The organism is Paraburkholderia rhynchosiae (assembly GCF_002879865.1).
Classification (GTDB): Bacteria; Pseudomonadota; Gammaproteobacteria; order Burkholderiales; family Burkholderiaceae; genus Paraburkholderia; species Paraburkholderia rhynchosiae.
This window is the reverse complement of record NZ_PNXY01000007.1, coordinates 235,388-251,506: the sequence shown is the minus strand read 5'-3', so window position 1 is coordinate 251,506 and position 16,119 is coordinate 235,388. Positions and strand designations below refer to the sequence as shown.

Here is a 16,119-nt window from a genome sequence, read left to right as displayed (position 1 = left end):
GCGACGAGATCGCCGACAAGCTTATCCATCATGGCTTACCGTCGATGCGGGCAAACCTTGCACGACTCGCGTCCCGATTCGGAGACGTTTGGGTACAATCTGCGGCACCGCGTCTTCCCGCTTTGCCCGCTTCGCCCGGTCGAATCAACGCACACGCCGTTGCCAGGCCGCATGGCATGGAACCTGCGTTCGCGGGCGCCATGTCGTCGCGAACTCGGGACGGCGTACATGTAGAACAAACCAAGCTTCTGGAGACTCAATGTCCTTTGTCATCGTCCTTGCCGCGCTGGCGTTTCTGATGTTCGCCGCGTATCGCGGCTACAGCGTTATTCTGTTCGCGCCGATCGCCGCGCTCGGCGCCGTTCTTCTGGTCGATCCCGCCGCCGTCGCACCGGTTTTCACCGGCATCTTCATGGAGAAGATGGTCGGCTTCGTGAAGCTCTATTTCCCCGTGTTCCTGCTCGGCGCCGTCTTCGGCAAAGTCATCGAACTGTCCGGCTTCTCGGAGTCGATCGTGGCCGCCGCGATTCGCTATATCGGCCGCTCGCGCGCCAATGCGGTGATCGTCGCGGTGTGCGCGCTGCTCACCTACGGCGGCGTCTCGCTGTTCGTGGTGGTGTTCGCGGTCTATCCGTTTGCCGCCGAGCTGTATCGCCAAAGCAATATCCCGAAACGCCTGATGCCTGGCGCCATCGCGCTCGGCGCCTTCTCGTTCACGATGGATTCGCTGCCGGGCACCCCGCAGATCCAGAACATCATCCCGACCACGTTCTTCAAGACGACGTCGTGGGCCGCGCCGGCGCTCGGCGTGATCGGCTCGCTGTTCATCATCGTGGTCGGCCTGACGTATCTGGAATGGCGCCGCCGCGCGGCCATGGCGACCGGCGAAGGCTACGGCACGGAACTCGTCAATGAGCCGGAGCGTGTCGAGTCGACGCACTTGCCGCATCCGTTGCTCGCGGTCGCGCCGCTCGTGCTGGTCGGTGTCGCGAACTTCGTGCTGACGCGCTGGATTCCGGACGTCTACGGCACGTCGTATACCGTCGCACCGGATATCCTGCCGGGCGTTCACACGCCGGTCACAACGACCATCAAGAGCGTCGTAGCGATCTGGGCCGTCGAAGGCGCGCTGCTGCTTGGCATCGTCATGGTCGTGCTCACCGCCTTTGGCCGCGTGCGCGAGCGTTTCGCGGTCGGCACCAAGGCTGCGGTGGCGGGCGCGCTGCTGGCGTCGCTGAACACCGCGTCGGAATATGGTTTCGGCGGTGTGATCGCGGCGTTGCCGGGCTTTCTCGTGGTCGGCGACGCGCTCAAGAGCATTCCGAACCCGCTCGTCAATGCAGCGGTGTCGGTCAGTTCGCTGGCGGGCATTACGGGTTCGGCGTCCGGTGGCATGAGTATCGCGCTGGCGGCAATGTCCGACGTGTTCATCAAGGGCGCCGAGGCCGCGCATATTCCGATGGAAGTTCTGCACCGCGTGGTCGCCATGGCGAGTGGCGGCATGGACACGCTGCCGCACAACGGCGCGGTGATCACGCTGCTGGCGGTAACCGGATTGACGCACCGTCAGTCGTATCGCGACATCTTCGCCGTAACCGTAATCAAGACGCTGGCGGTTTTCTTCGTCATCGCGGTGTATTACACCACCGGGCTCGTGTAATCGGGGTGTTGCGGGATGGATGCCGGCCACAGCGCCGGCATCACGAGTTTTGATCGGTTATTGTGTCAGTCCGACACTCGCAGCCGCCAGGCGCAGACCGTCATGAACTCAGCCCCCGTTTTCTGGACGATTCCCGGCGCACCCACGCCGGTCGGCCCGTTCTCCCATGCCGCTGAAGCCGACGGCTGGGTGCTCCTCACCGGCCAGATGCCGACCTCACCGACTGACGACGCCGCGCCGCTTCCCGAAGGCGTGGTCGCCCAGACCAGGCGGGTGATGGATAACCTCATGCTCGTCCTCGAAGGTCTCGGCCTCGGTCTGCAACACGTGGTCGCCGTGCGCATTTTCCTGACCGAGTTCAAGCGCGATTACGCGGCGATGAACGAGATCTACCGCGCTTATTTTCCCGCCAACGCGCTGCCGGCTCGAACCTGCATCGGCGTGACGGCGCTCGCGCGCGACGCGCTGGTCGAAATCGACTTCATCGCGCGGCGGCCCGGTTAATCGCCGAGGCCGCGCGCAAGATCAGTGCGTCGACTCTTCGTCGACGCGGTAGTGATCGCACAAAGCGTCGTGCAACGAAACGGCTCGTTCATCCATTTCGGCGATCCAACGTTCGCTGTCGTTGCATAGCCGTTGCAGCTGCCTGCATTCTTCAACGAACCGCGACTCCTGCACGATCACGAACGCGCCGCTCGCGCTATGCGCCCAACCGGCCAACGCCTGCCGGTCTTCTTCATCGACGATGGCGAGCAGGCGCGGCAGGTCGTTTTTCAGATGCTCCTTGAGCATGGCGGTGTAGCGCGCTTTGTCGTCCGCGGCGAGGGTGCTTTCCGTCGCCGCGGCGGACGCCGACGCCGGCGCGACGGCACGCGCCGCTCTATCCGCTGCGGCAGGCGCCACCGCGAGCAATGCGGCCTGGAGTTCGCCCAGCGACGCCGGCTTCGACACGTAACCGCTAAAACCGCGCTCGCGCCAGCTTTGCGCTTCCTGGTTCTCGGCCACGGCGCTAAAGGCAAGCAACGGCACGTCCGCATCCAGCTTGCGCAGCGCGACGAACAACTCGTAGCCGTCCATCGCCGGCATGTGGATGTCGGTCAGCACGACGTCGAAAGGCGTCCGTTCGAACAAGCCGAGCGCCTGTTTGCCATCCCCGGCGATGGTCGGCACACACCCGAGCGCGGCAAGCTGTTCTGCGATCAAACTCTGGATCAGCGGGTTGTCTTCCGCGACGAGAACCGTGAGGCCTTGCAACGCCGGATGCGTCGTCAGAGAAGGCACTGCGGCGCTTGCGATTGCGCTTGTGCTTTTGCTTGCGGTCGTCATTGCCGGCGCCGCTGCGGCGGGCGTGCCTTCTACTGCCAGCTCGATGGCCGAGCGAACCGCCGTCCGGCTGAATTCACTCACTTCCAGCACGCCCTCGCCGCGCGCTTCCGGTCGATGCGGACCCGCTCGCGTGACCCAGACTACGCTCACCGGCTGCAACGCGCGTAACGTGGCGATTGCATCGAGATCGTATGCGCCGGACACGATCAGCGCCTTAGGGCGATTCACTCTAAGCCACGCTTGCGCGGCAACCAGCGTGGGCACCGTATGCCCGGTCCAGCCGAAGTGCTCGAGCCAGCGGTCCAGCAACTCGGCGGCCTCCCGCTCCTGGCACAACGTGAGCAACGTTCCCCGTGCTGCGACGACCGGCGCCGACGCCAACATGTCGCCGGGCGCCGCCGCGAGCGGAATCGACATATGGAATACGCTGCCCACGTCCAACACGCTTTCCGCCGAAATCGTGCCGCCCATCAACTGGCATAAGCGCGCGCAAATCACGAGTCCGAGGCCGGTACCTTCCGCGCCTCGCGACGTGCCTGCCTCTCCTTGCACGAACGGCTTGAAGAGCCGCGCGACCAGTTCCTCGCCCATGCCCGGCCCGGAATCGGACACGCGGCAATTGAGGACCGGGCGGCCTTGCGCATCGTCGGTGACTTCCGCGTGCAACGTGATCTTGCCGCTCGACGTGAACTTGAACGCGTTGCTCAACAGGTTGTTGACGATCTGCGCGATCCGCATCCGATCGCCGATCACCGTACGGTCGAGCGTCGGCGAAAGCAGAGAAAAGAAACGGACGGCACGTTCGCTGCGCATCGGCGCGTAGGAAAGCGCGATGCTCTCGAAAGCGTCGATGAGAGCAAACGGCTCGCGCATCAACAGCATCTCGCCCGCATCGATCTTCGAAAAATCGAGAATGTCGTTGACGACACGGCGCAGCGCATCGCCCGCCACGTTCAAGGTGGCGAGCCGCTGCGCGTGCGCCTCCAGACCGGGCGTGCGCGCGAACAGTTCGAGATTGCCGAGCAGCGCATTCAACGGCGTGCGGATTTCGTGGCTCATCGCCGCGAAAAAATTGGTGCGCGCGCGCATCATGGCCTCGGACGTCTGCTGGGCCTGTCGCAATTGTTGTTCGAGCGTGTGCTGCGCCGTCACGTCGAGAATCGCGCAGAACAGCACGTTCTCGCCGGCATAACGAGCGGGCGCGTAGGTGACTTGCAGAAACTGCGCGGGCGTGTCGCCCGCTTCGTTCGATGCCGACACGGTTTGCGCGTTCGCGTTCGGCAGAGCCACAGGCTGCTGCTGCGCGGCCGCGACGAAGGCGGCAACCCGCGCGAACGCCGTAACCGAAGGTTGATCCGGCGCCTGAGCGAGAAACTCGGCGGCAATATGCGGCGGCAGCCGGCTCGTGCCTGGCTGGATCTGCAGCAACTCGGTGGCGAGCGCGTTCGCAGTCAGTATCGAGTAGTCGCTTTGCCGGACGATGCACAGCCCGATCGGCGTCGCGCTCACCAGGATGTGATTGATAGTCTCGCTTTCCAGCGCGCGCGAGGTCTCGGCGAATGCATTGCGCAAGAGCCGCAGCCCGAAGAAGCGCGCGGTCAGCGCGATGGCCAGCAAAACCAGCAACGCGGAGCCGCCAATCGCCGCGAGTTGCCAACCGAGCGCCACGGCCAGCACGCCCCACGGCACGTAGCCGACGAGTGAGCCGAAGCCCTGCATCAACGGCTCATGAAAAATCGCGCCTTCGCGGCCGTAGTGAAAGACGTGAGGCGGCGTCTCGGCCACCGTCTGTTGCAGCATTGCGCCGGTTTGCGCGTCGAGTGCAGCGGAAGATACCAGGAAGCGGCGGTCGGGCGCCATCAGCAGCGTCGCGCCCGCGCTGTCGGGCGGCGCAATGCGCGCGGCGAGCACGTCCAGTGGAATGCTGACGCTGATCAGCGTGACGGGCGTGTCGCCTTCGTAATAGGCGCTCACCGCCGACATCACCGACGTGTTTTCCAGTGGATCGCGATACGGTCCGACCCACACGCGCTCGCCCTTGCCCGGCACGCGCTTGCCGGTTTGCGACTGCAGTTCGCGTTCGATCGTCTCACGCAGCGTGCCGGCGACCGTCTCTTGCGGCGGCGGCGTGGCTGAGACCTCAGCCTCGGTGCTTGCGCCTGTTACGGATCGGGCCAGCGAAGGCAGAATCACGGCGTAGTTTTCATCGAGACCGATCAGCGTCGCGCGTTGCTGTAGCTCGAACGCCTGCTGCGTCACGAGTGTGGATTGCGCGGATTCGTACAGCCGCCCGAGATTGTCGCCGAATCGCGTGCCCCACGCGGCACGCGTCGCCTGTCCAATGACGATGTCGAAGTCCGCGTCCACTCGGTCTACCTTGCCGCGCGCCGCGCCCGTTTGCGCGATCGATCGCTCTACCGCATCGGGCGCGCGCCGTACTTCTGTGGCGCTGTAGTAATAGTCGAGCGTGAATTCCGCGCGCCGCAAGAACGACTCTTCCCGATGCAGCAGCAGCGACAGGTCAGTTGCATTCTGAGAGGCGAACGTGCGGCGATATTCGAGTTGCTTGAGCGCCGCGACGACCGCGAGTACCAGCGCAAAAATCACCACCATCAACATTAACGAACCGATTGTCGCCAGATAAACCCGCTGCTGGCGCCTCGCATTCTTTGCGAGTGAAGCGAACGCTTGCGCAAGCGACTCCTGAGTACGGTCGAGGATTTTCTGCATCGGCTCGCATGAGTGACGGATTCGCGCAGGCAGACCGCTGCAATCTCCGTGGCGAACTCCGTCTGCTGGCCTTACCGGCGCAGTGTAGTCCTTTTGACGGTGCGACGCGACGCATCCGGCACCTTTTACGCGGGCAGTATCCAGGCGTGCGGGAACGGTGTATGAGCGGCGCTATCGGGCGTAACGGCGCCCGCGCGAGGGGCCGCGGCCTCGGCGACGCGTGCGCGCCTGTTAACCGATGCTGCGCACTACCCGAGATCGGCAGCAACACGTCAGCATGCCCCGCACAACGCGCACGATAGAGCGTGAGGACGCCGCATTGATCTGATAGATCGGCGTTACTCCTACCTCGACAGCGAGGTAACGACGCCTCACGATGCAAGCGTCAGTGCCCAATGAATGCAAGGGCAGCTGACCCGAGTAACAACGGCGTTTAGCGGCCCGTCCCAAACAGACGGGCCGTTTTTTTGCACACGATTTATGCTGCTTGAGCAGGGCCAATTTGTGCTTGGGATATGCCCACGAATTTATGCCAATCAGCATCGATGGAGGCCGACATGATCCGTTCCGATTCGCGAAGCGCCGATCCGCGCGATCTCTTGTCTTCGCACTTCACCGCGATGGCGCATAACAACGCGTGGTCCAACCTGCGCCTCTACCGCGCGTGCCTCGCCCTGACCGACGAAGCGTTTGCCGAACGCAGAGTGAGCTTCTTCCCGTCGTTGCAGCTCACGTTGAGTCACATTTTGCTGGTGGACCGGTACTACTACGACGCGCTGGTCGGCGGCGGGGAGGGCCTCTCAATTTTCGACGACGAAGTGCCTTACGCACGTGCGGCAGAACTGTGGGATGCGCAGGCGAACAGCGACCATCGGTTGCTCGGCTTCTGCGAGTCGCTCACCGACGACGACCTGCCGCGCGAGGTGGGAATCGATCGTGGGCCGCCCGTCGGTGTGCAACGCGAAAGCATCGGCAATATGCTGCCGCATCTCTTCGTGCACCAGATCCATCATCGCGGGCAGGTTCACGCGATGTTGAGCGGCACGACAGCCGCGCCGCCGCAACTGGACGAGTTCTTTCTTGCCGGCGACGCACCCTTGCGCGCGTCGGAACTGCTCGACCTGGAACGCATGCGCGAGGCGCGGAACAGACCGCGATAACCTGCAGTCTGCAAAGCTGCGCGCGCGAGCCGAGTCTGCGTTTCGCATCGGGCCTTTTTGCCGCCGCCAGTTCGTCGCGCGGGTCGCGCTGTCTAACCAGGACGCACGTCATCCGCATGACAGTCTCGAAGATGGACTGCACCGCCGCGGGGCACGAAAAATGCGTCCGCCGTCGCGACGAGTCGCGTTAAACTGATTATTGCTGCGGGACGTCATCGCATGCGCGTCGCTTCGCGAGCCGCGCCAAGCAACGCGCGCGGCGGCGACGAGGCAAGCACGCAGACGCATCGGTCAATCCCCGAAGCGTGAACATTGCGCGACAGACGGCGCGTGATGCTGCCCGTACAATGATTCGATCAACAACGGAACAAGGACAACTTCGATGCGCACTACCGGGTCCTCCGGGTCAATGGCCCTGCTCACCGAATACGACGACGCAACCGGGCGCGAACTGCGTTCGCTGCGCCTCGAATCGACAGAAGACGGCAAAGGCATTCTTCTGGTCGAAGTCGACGAGCGCAAGCCAGGCATACATCGCGAAGTGCGCTATGAAATCACGCCTGCTGAACTGATTGCCGCGATTCGCGCGCACGGCGCCGAACTGCCAGGCGAGCAGCACAATCATCGTCAATAAGGGAAGCACGCGGCACTGCGCTTCGGCGTGAATGCCGCGTGTGTGCAGCGGATACTCGGCGTTGCGATTGCTGAGTGCCATTGCGTATTCGTCGCGCGCCGCTTTTCTTCAGGCCGCGCGAGCTTCAATCGTTCTCACTTTATTCGGGTCGCGCGAGGCTCCCGCCTGGTTCGAAGTTCCAGCCTGCACTGTTCAGGCATCGAGCGGGTGGCGGTAGCGCTTCCAAACCCCGAATAACCGGCGTTTTTCAGGGCCATTGCACGCCTTGAAAATGGTCCATAATCCCCCCATTCTCCTTTGCTTTCCTACTGCGCCGTGCCTGAAAAGGCCGCGGATGTAAGTCGATGCTACATGATCTCGTCGAGCAATATGGGCCGGCGCTCATCTTCGCCAACGTGCTGGCCGCCTCGATCGGCCTGCCCGTACCGGCTATGCCCTCGCTCGTGCTGTTCGGCGCCATGGCCGCGATGCACCCGGGTTCGGTCGGCACGCAACTGCTGCCGGTACTCATTCTGTCGATATTCGCCACGCTGATCGGCGACAGCGCCTGGTATCTCGCCGGCCGTGTGTACGGCGGCAATACGCTGAAAACCATCTGCCGTCTGTCGCTGTCGCGTGACACCTGCGTAAAAAAGACCGAGCGGTTTTTTGGCCGCTGGGGCGTGCGCGTGCTGGCCGTCGCGAAGTTCGTCCCCGGTCTGTCGATCGTGTCCATTCCGATGGCCGGCGCAATGGGCACGCGCTATCGCACGTTTCTCACGTACGACAGCATCGGCGCTGCGTTGTGGTCGGGCACCGGGCTCATCATCGGCGCATTGTTCGCGCAGCAGATCGACATGGTGTTCGCCGCAGCCGGGCGTTTGGGACGCACGGCGGGCGTCGTCGCTGTCGCGCTGCTGCTGTTGTACGCGGCGTACCGCTGGATTCGCCGTCGTCAGTTGATCAACAAACTCGCGTCGGCTCGCATCGAAGTGGACGAACTCGCCACACTGGTCGCGGCGGGCAACACGCCGGTGCTGTTCGATATCCGTTCGCACGAGAAACGCAAGCTCGATCCTTTCGTGATTCCCGGCTCGCAATTCGCCGACGAGCGGCACCTGGATCAGATCGTCGCCACGTATCCGCGCAATCAGAAACTGGTGATTTACTGTTCGTGTCCCAATGAAATTTCGGCCGCATGGATGGCCAAGCAGTTGAACGAAGCAGGCTTTGCCGACGTGCTGCCGTTGCGCGGCGGCATGGAAGCCTGGCGCGACTCCGGCAGGCCCGTCGAGGCCTTGCCCGGCATGCCGCCGCCCGAAGCCGCGGTCGAGCACATCGCGCCGAAGGCGGTTTGACGCCGCGGGCGTTGCCGCTTGCGCGCTTTTGCATGCGCGCCGCCGCGCCTTCGTTCAATCAATCAACAAACACCGAAGGAGAGCGGTTCAATGCTTTCGACTCTAGATCCTGAAGCGCAAGCGGAAGCGGTAGTTGCCGACGCGCCGTTTTCCAATCTGTCCACGCGCATGCATCAGATGTTCCCCGCGCTCACCCCCGCGGAGATCGATCGCGTGCGCCGGTTCGGCGAGGTCGGCCAATGGCGGGCCGGCGAACTGCTGTTCGAGACCGGCCGCACCGGTCCTGGCATGTTCGTGCTGCTCGAAGGGCACGTGAAGGTCTATCAGCGCGACGGCATCGGCCGCGAAGTCGTGATCGGCCAGCATGGTCCGGGGCATTTCCTTGCCGAAGTCGGTCAATTGTCGGGACGCCATGCGCTCGTCAACGGTATGGCGCTCAGCGCCGTGGAGGCGCTGCTGATTCCGCCGGAAAAACTGCGGGCACTACTTGTCGCGGAAGCGGAACTCGGCGAGCGGATTATGCGCGCGCTCATTTTGCGGCGCGTGTCGCTGATCGAAAAAGGCGCGGGCGGGCCGATCCTGATCGGCAGCAGCACCGACGCGCGGCTTGTGATGTTGCAAGGCTTTCTGTCGCGCAACGGTCATCCGCATTCCACGATCGACGAGTGCGACGAGGACGCGTTGCGTCTCGTCGAGCAATTCGGCGCGCAGCAGGAAGACATGCCGCTGGTGATCTGCCCGGACGGCTCGGTGCTGCGTCATCCGAGCATGCCAGAACTCGCCACCTCGCTTGGGCTTCTACCCGATCTCAACGACTCGCTGGTCTACGACGTCGCGATCGTCGGCGCAGGACCGGCCGGGCTTGCCACCGCAGTGTATGCGGCGTCCGAGGGCTTGTCGGTGATCGTGCTCGACAGCCGTGCGCCCGGCGGCCAGGCCGGCGCCAGCTCACGGATCGAGAACTACCTCGGCTTTCCGACCGGCATCTCCGGTCAGGCGTTGGCCGGACGCGCGTTCGTGCAGGCGCAGAAATTCGGCGCGCACGTCGCCATTCCGGTCCACGTGAAGGCGCTGCACTGCGGCGAGGCGCCGTACCGGCTCGAGCTGAAATGCGGCGGCCACGTTACCGCGCGCACCATTGTGATCGCGAGCGGCGCGGTTTACCGGCGCCCCGCGCTCGAAGGGCTCGACCGTTTCGATGGACGCGGCGTCTACTACTGGGCGTCGCCCGTGGAGGCGAAGCTGTGCAAGCGCCAGGAAGTCGTGCTCGTGGGCGGCGGCAATTCGGCCGGCCAGGCGATCGTCTATCTGGCGTCGCACGCGGCGAAGGTCCACGTGCTGATCCGGCGCAGCGGCTTTGAAGCCACCATGTCGCGCTATCTGATCGACCGGATCCGCTCGCTGCCGAACGTGGAGGTGCATCCGAATTCGGAGATCGGCCGGCTCGTCGCGGACGAAAGCGGCCTCGCCTCGGTCGCCTTGAAAAAGCCTTTGCCCGACGGCACCGATCACTTCGACACGCGGCATCTGTTCCTCTTCACTGGCGCAGATCCGAATACCGACTGGCTGCGCACCTGCGGCGTCGAGCTCGACGAAAAGGGCTTCGTGCTCACGGGCACCGGCGTGGACGGCGCGTCGGCTTGCGACCTCGCGACGACCGTGAAGGGCGTGTACGCGATCGGCGACGCGCGCGCGGGATCGACGAAACGCGTGGCGGCGGCGGTCGGCGAAGGTGCGGCGGTGGTCGCGCAGATTCATCAACTGCTGGCGGTTTCCGCCGATGACGCGGTTGCATCGGTAGCCTGAGGACGCCGGAGCCGAAGCCGGAGCCTGCGCGTGGTTCCGCCGCGCCGTAAAAAGGGCCGCCGAGGTAATGCCCTGTTACACACGCCTTCAACTCGTTGCACCTGCTTGTCTTTCTGCCTCGTAAGATGAACGTCAGCCATTCGACAGCAACTGGACGGCGTTGGGAACATCTTTCATCGGATCACAGGAGACAAGCATGATCAAACGCGCGATCGCTTTCGCCGCCTTCGGCCTTGCCGCCGCTTGCGCATCGACTGCCGCCTTTGCCCGCGTGGATGTCGGCGTGTTCGTCAACACGCCGGGTCCCGTGTACGCCGCGCCGCCGGTGATCTACGCGCCGTCGCCGCCGGTCATCTACGCGCCTCAGCCTGTCTACGGTTACGGCTATCGTGACGACTATTATCGTGACCGCCGTTGGCATCACGATCATGGCCGTCATCGCGGCTGGGACAAACATCACGGGCGCGGCTGGTAATCTTCTAGCGCGAGAGAAGGCGCGACCGTGACGCGGCCGCTCAGGCGCTTCGCGCCATCGCCAATCTCTCTGCCGCATTCACGCTACAGTAGCGTCTGCTGATTCAGGCCGGGCTTGTGCCCGCCATCGCAGTCACTCACTGAACGACGCTCGCGTGAAGATTCTTCCGCTTTCCGCCGCCCGCACGCTGCATCTGGCCGCACAAGGTTTGCTGACGCCGCCGCGCCGCAAAGCCGTGAAGGCCGACGTGCTCGACGCGATCCGCCGCATGGCGCAATTGCAGATCGACACGATTCACGTCGTCGCGCGCAGTCCTTATCTTGTGCTGTTCAGCCGGCTCGGCGCCTATCCGCAACAATGGCTCGACGACCATCTTGCCGAAGGCAAGCTCTTCGAATACTGGTCGCATGAGGCCTGTTTCGTCCCGACGGAAGACTACGGCCTGCTGCGCCATCGGATGCTAGATCCGAGCGGCATGGGCTGGAAATACGCGGCCGATTGGCATAAGAAGCATCGCGAGGACATTGAGAAGCTGCTTGCGCATATCCGCGCCACAGGTCCGGTGCGTTCGGCGGATTTCGCTCGGGAGGCGGGCAAGGGCAACGGATGGTGGGACTGGAAGCCCGAGAAGCGCCATCTGGAAGTGCTCTTCGCCATCGGGCAATTGATGGTCGCGGAGCGGCGCAATTTCCAGCGCGTCTACGATCTCACCGAACGCGTATTGCCAGGCTGGAACGACGCACGCGATCTGCCGCCGGCGCGCACCGTCACTGATGAACTGTTACGCCGCACGTGTCGTGCGCTCGGCGTCGCGCGGGCGGACTGGGTGGCGGACTACTACAGGCTGCCGCGCCGTCCCTATCACGACGAACTTCGCGCGCTCGCCGATCGCGGCGAATTGATTTCCGTTCAGGTGCCGGGCTGGAAGCAGGACACGTTCGTCCATCGCGATTTCGCGTCAATGCTCGACGACGCGGCAAGCGGCAAGCTCGCCTCAACGGTGACAACGGTGCTATCGCCGTTCGATCCGGTCGTGTGGGACCGCAAGCGGGCCGCCGCGCTATTCGACTTCGACTACGCAATCGAATGCTATACGCCCGCGGCGAAGCGCAAATACGGCTACTTCGTGCTGCCGCTGCTGAGCCGCGGGCGCCTCGTCGGCCGCGTCGATGCGAAAGCGCATCGCGCGCAAGGCGTCTTCGAATTGAAGTCGGTGCATATTGAACCGGGCGTGCGTCCGAGTGCGCGGCTCGCCGGTGATCTGCGGCGCGCGTTGCAACGTTGCGCGGATTGGCATGGCACGCCGCAACTGCAAATCACGTCCGCACCGCCGGAGTGGCGAAAAGCGCTGAGCGTGCGAGGCAGCGTCGGCGACCGCGTCGAAGTGTAAGCGCGCGGCCCGCGCGCGCAGTCAATGCAACGCCGACCACGCTAGCGACAGCGAAAACACGCCGAGCACGATCGACGCGCCGCGCTGCATCTTCGCCGGATCGAGCCACTTCAACTTGCCGCTGCCGAGCGCCGCGCCGAACGCGATCCACGCGAGCGCGATCGGCATTAGCAGGCACGCGAACGTCAGCATCGCCAGGAGATAAGTCGGCCAATGTGCGAAAGCGGCGGCCGGAAAGATCGTGCCCGCAAACAGCAGAGCTTTCGGATTGAGCAGCGTCGCGATGAAAAGCGTATGCATGCCGCTGGTCCGCTGCGTCGAATCGGGCAACGCGACGGCCGCGCGCCACATATCGACGGCAAGCCAGGCGATGTACAAACCCGCTGCCACGCGCAGCAGCGACGGCAGCCACGGCAATGCATGCGCGGCTTGAGCGAGGAAACGTCCCCAGACGGAAATAGAGACCAGATAGCCGGCGAGTTCGGCGGCGACGAGCGGCAGCGAGCGCTGCACGCCCTGGCGCAAACCCGCCGACGCGAGCAACGTATTGGTAGGCCCCGGCGTAAGCAGCACGACGACGATGCCGGCGGCCAATAACGCGATAGCGGACACAGAAAACATGGAAAAGGCGCAATGTTGGAAACAGTGCGCCTTTTTATCACAGACAGCGGCGTGGCCGGACGCGGCGCGCGATTGCGATGACGAATCGCAATCGTCAAGCGCTAATCTTTCAATCGCAACCGCAAAGCCGCGAGCCCCGGTTAGTGCTCCAGCTTCGCGCGCAGTTCGCGAGCGGCTTCGAGCAGCCCTTCATAGCCCGAACGCGCGTGCTCGGGCAAATCGGGATCGCCGACAAATGCGCCGAGCGTTTCGATCAGGCTATACAGAATGCCCTTGGCTGCGCCCGACGCAATGCTGCCGGAGGACACCTGCTGATCCACGTGACTGAGCGCTGCGTCGAGGTTTTCCAGATCGGGCCGGTCGCCCGTGGGCGGCTTAGGCGTTACGTCTTGCGTCATGATGAAGCATCTCTCCGTTTGAAGCGTCGGTGAACGAGCCATCCTTTCATGTTGTTATATACCGATCGCGCGTTGCCGTCTATTCGTGATCGGCGCGAACACGATCGGGATTAAGGCGTCCACCGATACATCAGGATTTTTGCGCGCGCGTCGTCTTCGACCAGGATCACGTACTCGCCGTTGTCGCGTTTCGCCGCGCTGATGCCGAGATACACATCCACCCATCCGCTCGTGTTGCCCACGCTCGCGCCCGGCGTCATATAACCGACCGGCTGACCGGTGCGCGCGTCGTAGACATCCACCTTCGCCGTGTACAACTCAGCAACGAAGATGTAGTCGCCGGCCACCGCGACGCCCACCGTGGTCGTCTGCGGCGTGGTCTGCGTGTTCCATGGCAGCGAGACCGCGTACTGCTGCGTGGGCGTGCCCGCACTCCAGTTGTCGTAGCGCGCGAGCACCGGGCCGGCCTCCTTCCAATGCGTCGAGTCCCACGGAATCGCGCTCGTGAAGCCGGAGAGATACATGGTGTCCGTCTCCGCGATGTAGACCAACCGCGCGAGCCGCGTGAACAGCTGCGGCATCGCGAACATCTTCGAGCTTGCGTAGGTGTAGATCGGATTGCCAGCGGAATCGAGACCTTGCAACGGCATCTCGCGGATGCCGCTCAGCGGCGTCGCAAGCCAGATGTTGCCAGGTGTGTCCACCCACCAGAAGCCGTTGCCCACTGTGCTGCCGGTCGACGGATTGCTGGTGATCTCGCTCGTGTCGACGACGCCGTTGCCATTGACGTCGCGCCACAGCCATTCGCCATAGCTCGGCTGCCCAGAAGGCCACGTGCCCGGCTGCGGATTTTGTGCGAGCAGGCCCGACGGAATCGCCATCTGACCACGCGCGGTATCGAAGCGATAGACGTTCAGATAATGTGCGCCTGGATCTAGCGTGTAGAGAAACGGCTGGCCGTTGATCCTCCGCACCATCGGCTCGCCGCGCACGCCGCGCGGCTGGTGAAACGTCGGACCGTCGGGATAATCGAAACGATCGAGCGTGAACGCCGCATATGACCATTCGTGGCCGGCAGGCTGACTATAGTCGAGCGTAAAACGCTTCGAGCCCGTGTAGACGGAAGTCGGCGTGGCCGGATCGAACGCGGCGCTGTCGACGAATGTCAGGCCGTACAGCCGCCAGTTGAACGCGTGCGAACTGTACACATAGCTTTCCAGAACCGCGCCTTGCCCGACGGATGCCGAGCCCGGCGGCCGCGGTCCTTCGCCGTTTTGTGCGACGTAGAGATTGCCCGCCGGATCGAGCCCAATACCCGTTATGCCATTGAAGCGCCAGTTGCCGGGCACGCCCTTGACCACGTGAAAAAGGCCGTTGCGCGTGCCGAGCGGCGCGGCGGCTTGCGGCTGACCGTTGGCGTCCTTGTTGAAGACCAGAATCTGCTGAGACGGGCCATTGTCCGCGACAAGAACTTGTCCTGACGGCGTGACGGTGATGTCGGCGGGAATCGCGCCGGCAGGCAACGGCAACGTGCCGGCGAGCGCGTCGCCGTTGGCAGTGAAGTGCACAATAGTTAGTATCCCTGACGATACGCCACTTATCACCCATAACGTCGAATCCGTGTCGATAGCGATGCGTCCCGGCGAACTCACGCTCCATGAGCGCAAAGGCTGCATGGAGTTCGCGTTCAACACGACGATGCGATTGGCGTAGGTGTCGGACAAGTACAGTTCGCTGTCCGTGGCGGCGAGTCCGCGGATGGCCGCGTCGGTGCCTGTGGTCACCGTGTCGACGGGCAAAAAGCTGTTCTTCGTTGCGTTCGCGCTGTTGCCCACACCGCCGCTGAACGCGACGCCGGCCGAGAGATTCGCCAGCGTGCGGCGCGTAATGCCGTACCAGGTCTGCCCAGCCGGCGGATAGTCCGTGCCGACCAGCCTGTTGTTCTCGCTACCGATCGACATCGCCGCGTACAGATACGTAGGGTTCACCGCGACGGCATCGCCACCGGCGGCGCCCCAACCGTGCGTGAAGCCGGCGACACCGACTTTGTCGCCCGCCCGATACGCGGCGATTTCGCTGCCGCTCTCGTCCCATGGCGCATTCGTATAAACAGTACCGTCGGCGCCGACGCTGATTGCCTGGATATCCTGCTGCACCCATTTGCTGTCGCCGAAACCAAAACTATTGCCAATCCACGACGTGCTGTACGTGAGTTGTGATTGCGCCGATGCGGTAACGGGAAAAAGACTGTGGCAAAACATCAATGCCATGCCCAGACGGGAGAGGAGTTTCACGACGGTTTTTCCTTGCGAGTGACGCTTTTATCGTCGCATAGAAAACGCGTGAATTAATTGATTAAAAATTTGTTTAAAGTGTTTAGCAAAGCAAATATTCGATGCGCATAAGTTCGCGCGGAGAGCCAGTTTTTCTGCTGTAGCGCGGCCTTGCGAGAATGAATCGGTGAGTTTTGTCAGGCTCGCGCAAGAGCTCACCAATTGGAGTTATTCAGGCCTTTTTACGTCCTCTTTACGTATTGCCATTTCCCCAAAGGCTCGCCTTCGCGCGCATGAACCATGCGCTGA

Annotated in this window: 12 protein-coding genes; 8 read left to right on the top strand and 4 right to left on the bottom strand. The window is 63.4% G+C overall.

The window, feature by feature from the left end; all coding sequences use genetic code 11:
- Window positions 1-259: 259 nt before the first annotated feature.
- On the top strand, window positions 260-1,660 hold the full coding sequence (locus tag C0Z16_RS12835; RefSeq protein WP_102632522.1) for a GntP family permease: 1,401 nt from the start codon (window positions 260-262) through the stop codon (window positions 1,658-1,660).
- 102 nt (window positions 1,661-1,762) lie between these two features.
- Window positions 1,763-2,164, top strand: coding sequence for a RidA family protein (locus C0Z16_RS12830; RefSeq protein ID WP_102632521.1), 402 nt, complete (start codon window positions 1,763-1,765; stop codon window positions 2,162-2,164).
- Window positions 2,165-2,185: 21 nt separating this feature from the next.
- Here the strand turns inward: C0Z16_RS12830 and C0Z16_RS12825 are convergent, their stop codons facing one another.
- Entirely contained in the window at window positions 2,186-5,716 is a 3,531-nt protein-coding gene (locus C0Z16_RS12825; protein WP_102632520.1) for an ATP-binding protein, read from the bottom strand.
- A 557-nt stretch (window positions 5,717-6,273) separates the two neighbouring features.
- On the opposite strand from C0Z16_RS12825, the gene C0Z16_RS12820 reads away from it, so the two are divergent.
- The 6 genes from C0Z16_RS12820 to C0Z16_RS12795 all read left to right on the top strand — a co-directional run bounded on the left by C0Z16_RS12820 (window position 6,274) and on the right by C0Z16_RS12795 (window position 12,518).
- Window positions 6,274-6,876 (top strand): DinB family protein, encoded by a 603-nt coding sequence (locus tag C0Z16_RS12820; protein WP_102632519.1) that lies wholly within the window; start codon window positions 6,274-6,276, stop codon window positions 6,874-6,876.
- 382 nt (window positions 6,877-7,258) lie between these two features.
- Entirely contained in the window at window positions 7,259-7,510 is a 252-nt protein-coding gene (locus tag C0Z16_RS12815; protein WP_027779988.1) for a hypothetical protein, read from the top strand.
- A gap of 344 nt (window positions 7,511-7,854) precedes the next feature.
- Window positions 7,855-8,847 (top strand): DedA family protein/thiosulfate sulfurtransferase GlpE, encoded by a 993-nt coding sequence (locus C0Z16_RS12810; protein WP_102632518.1) that lies wholly within the window; start codon window positions 7,855-7,857, stop codon window positions 8,845-8,847.
- Window positions 8,848-8,937: 90 nt separating this feature from the next.
- A complete protein-coding gene (locus C0Z16_RS12805) occupies window positions 8,938-10,653 on the top strand; it encodes an FAD-dependent oxidoreductase (protein WP_102632517.1) in 1,716 nt (571 codons plus the stop codon).
- Between the two features lie 196 nt (window positions 10,654-10,849).
- Window positions 10,850-11,128 carry a hypothetical protein gene (locus tag C0Z16_RS12800; protein ID WP_102632516.1) on the top strand — a complete coding sequence of 93 codons (279 nt, stop codon included), beginning with the start codon at window positions 10,850-10,852 and terminating at the stop codon, window positions 11,126-11,128.
- A gap of 154 nt (window positions 11,129-11,282) precedes the next feature.
- Entirely contained in the window at window positions 11,283-12,518 is a 1,236-nt protein-coding gene (locus tag C0Z16_RS12795) for a winged helix-turn-helix domain-containing protein (RefSeq protein WP_102632515.1), read from the top strand.
- 21 nt (window positions 12,519-12,539) lie between these two features.
- On the opposite strand, the gene C0Z16_RS12790 is transcribed toward C0Z16_RS12795, so the two are convergent.
- The 3 genes from C0Z16_RS12790 to C0Z16_RS12780 all read right to left on the bottom strand — a co-directional run bounded on the left by C0Z16_RS12790 (window position 12,540) and on the right by C0Z16_RS12780 (window position 15,831).
- The gene (locus C0Z16_RS12790) at window positions 12,540-13,139 is read right to left on the bottom strand and encodes a LysE family translocator (RefSeq protein WP_102632514.1); all 600 of its coding nucleotides are present in this window, start codon (window positions 13,137-13,139) and stop codon (window positions 12,540-12,542) included.
- A 140-nt stretch (window positions 13,140-13,279) separates the two neighbouring features.
- Window positions 13,280-13,537 (bottom strand): hypothetical protein, encoded by a 258-nt coding sequence (locus C0Z16_RS12785; RefSeq protein ID WP_102632513.1) that lies wholly within the window; start codon window positions 13,535-13,537, stop codon window positions 13,280-13,282.
- Between the two features lie 110 nt (window positions 13,538-13,647).
- On the bottom strand, window positions 13,648-15,831 hold the full coding sequence (locus tag C0Z16_RS12780) for an NHL repeat-containing protein (RefSeq protein WP_102632512.1): 2,184 nt from the start codon (window positions 15,829-15,831) through the stop codon (window positions 13,648-13,650).
- Between the last annotated feature and the right edge of the window lie 288 nt (window positions 15,832-16,119).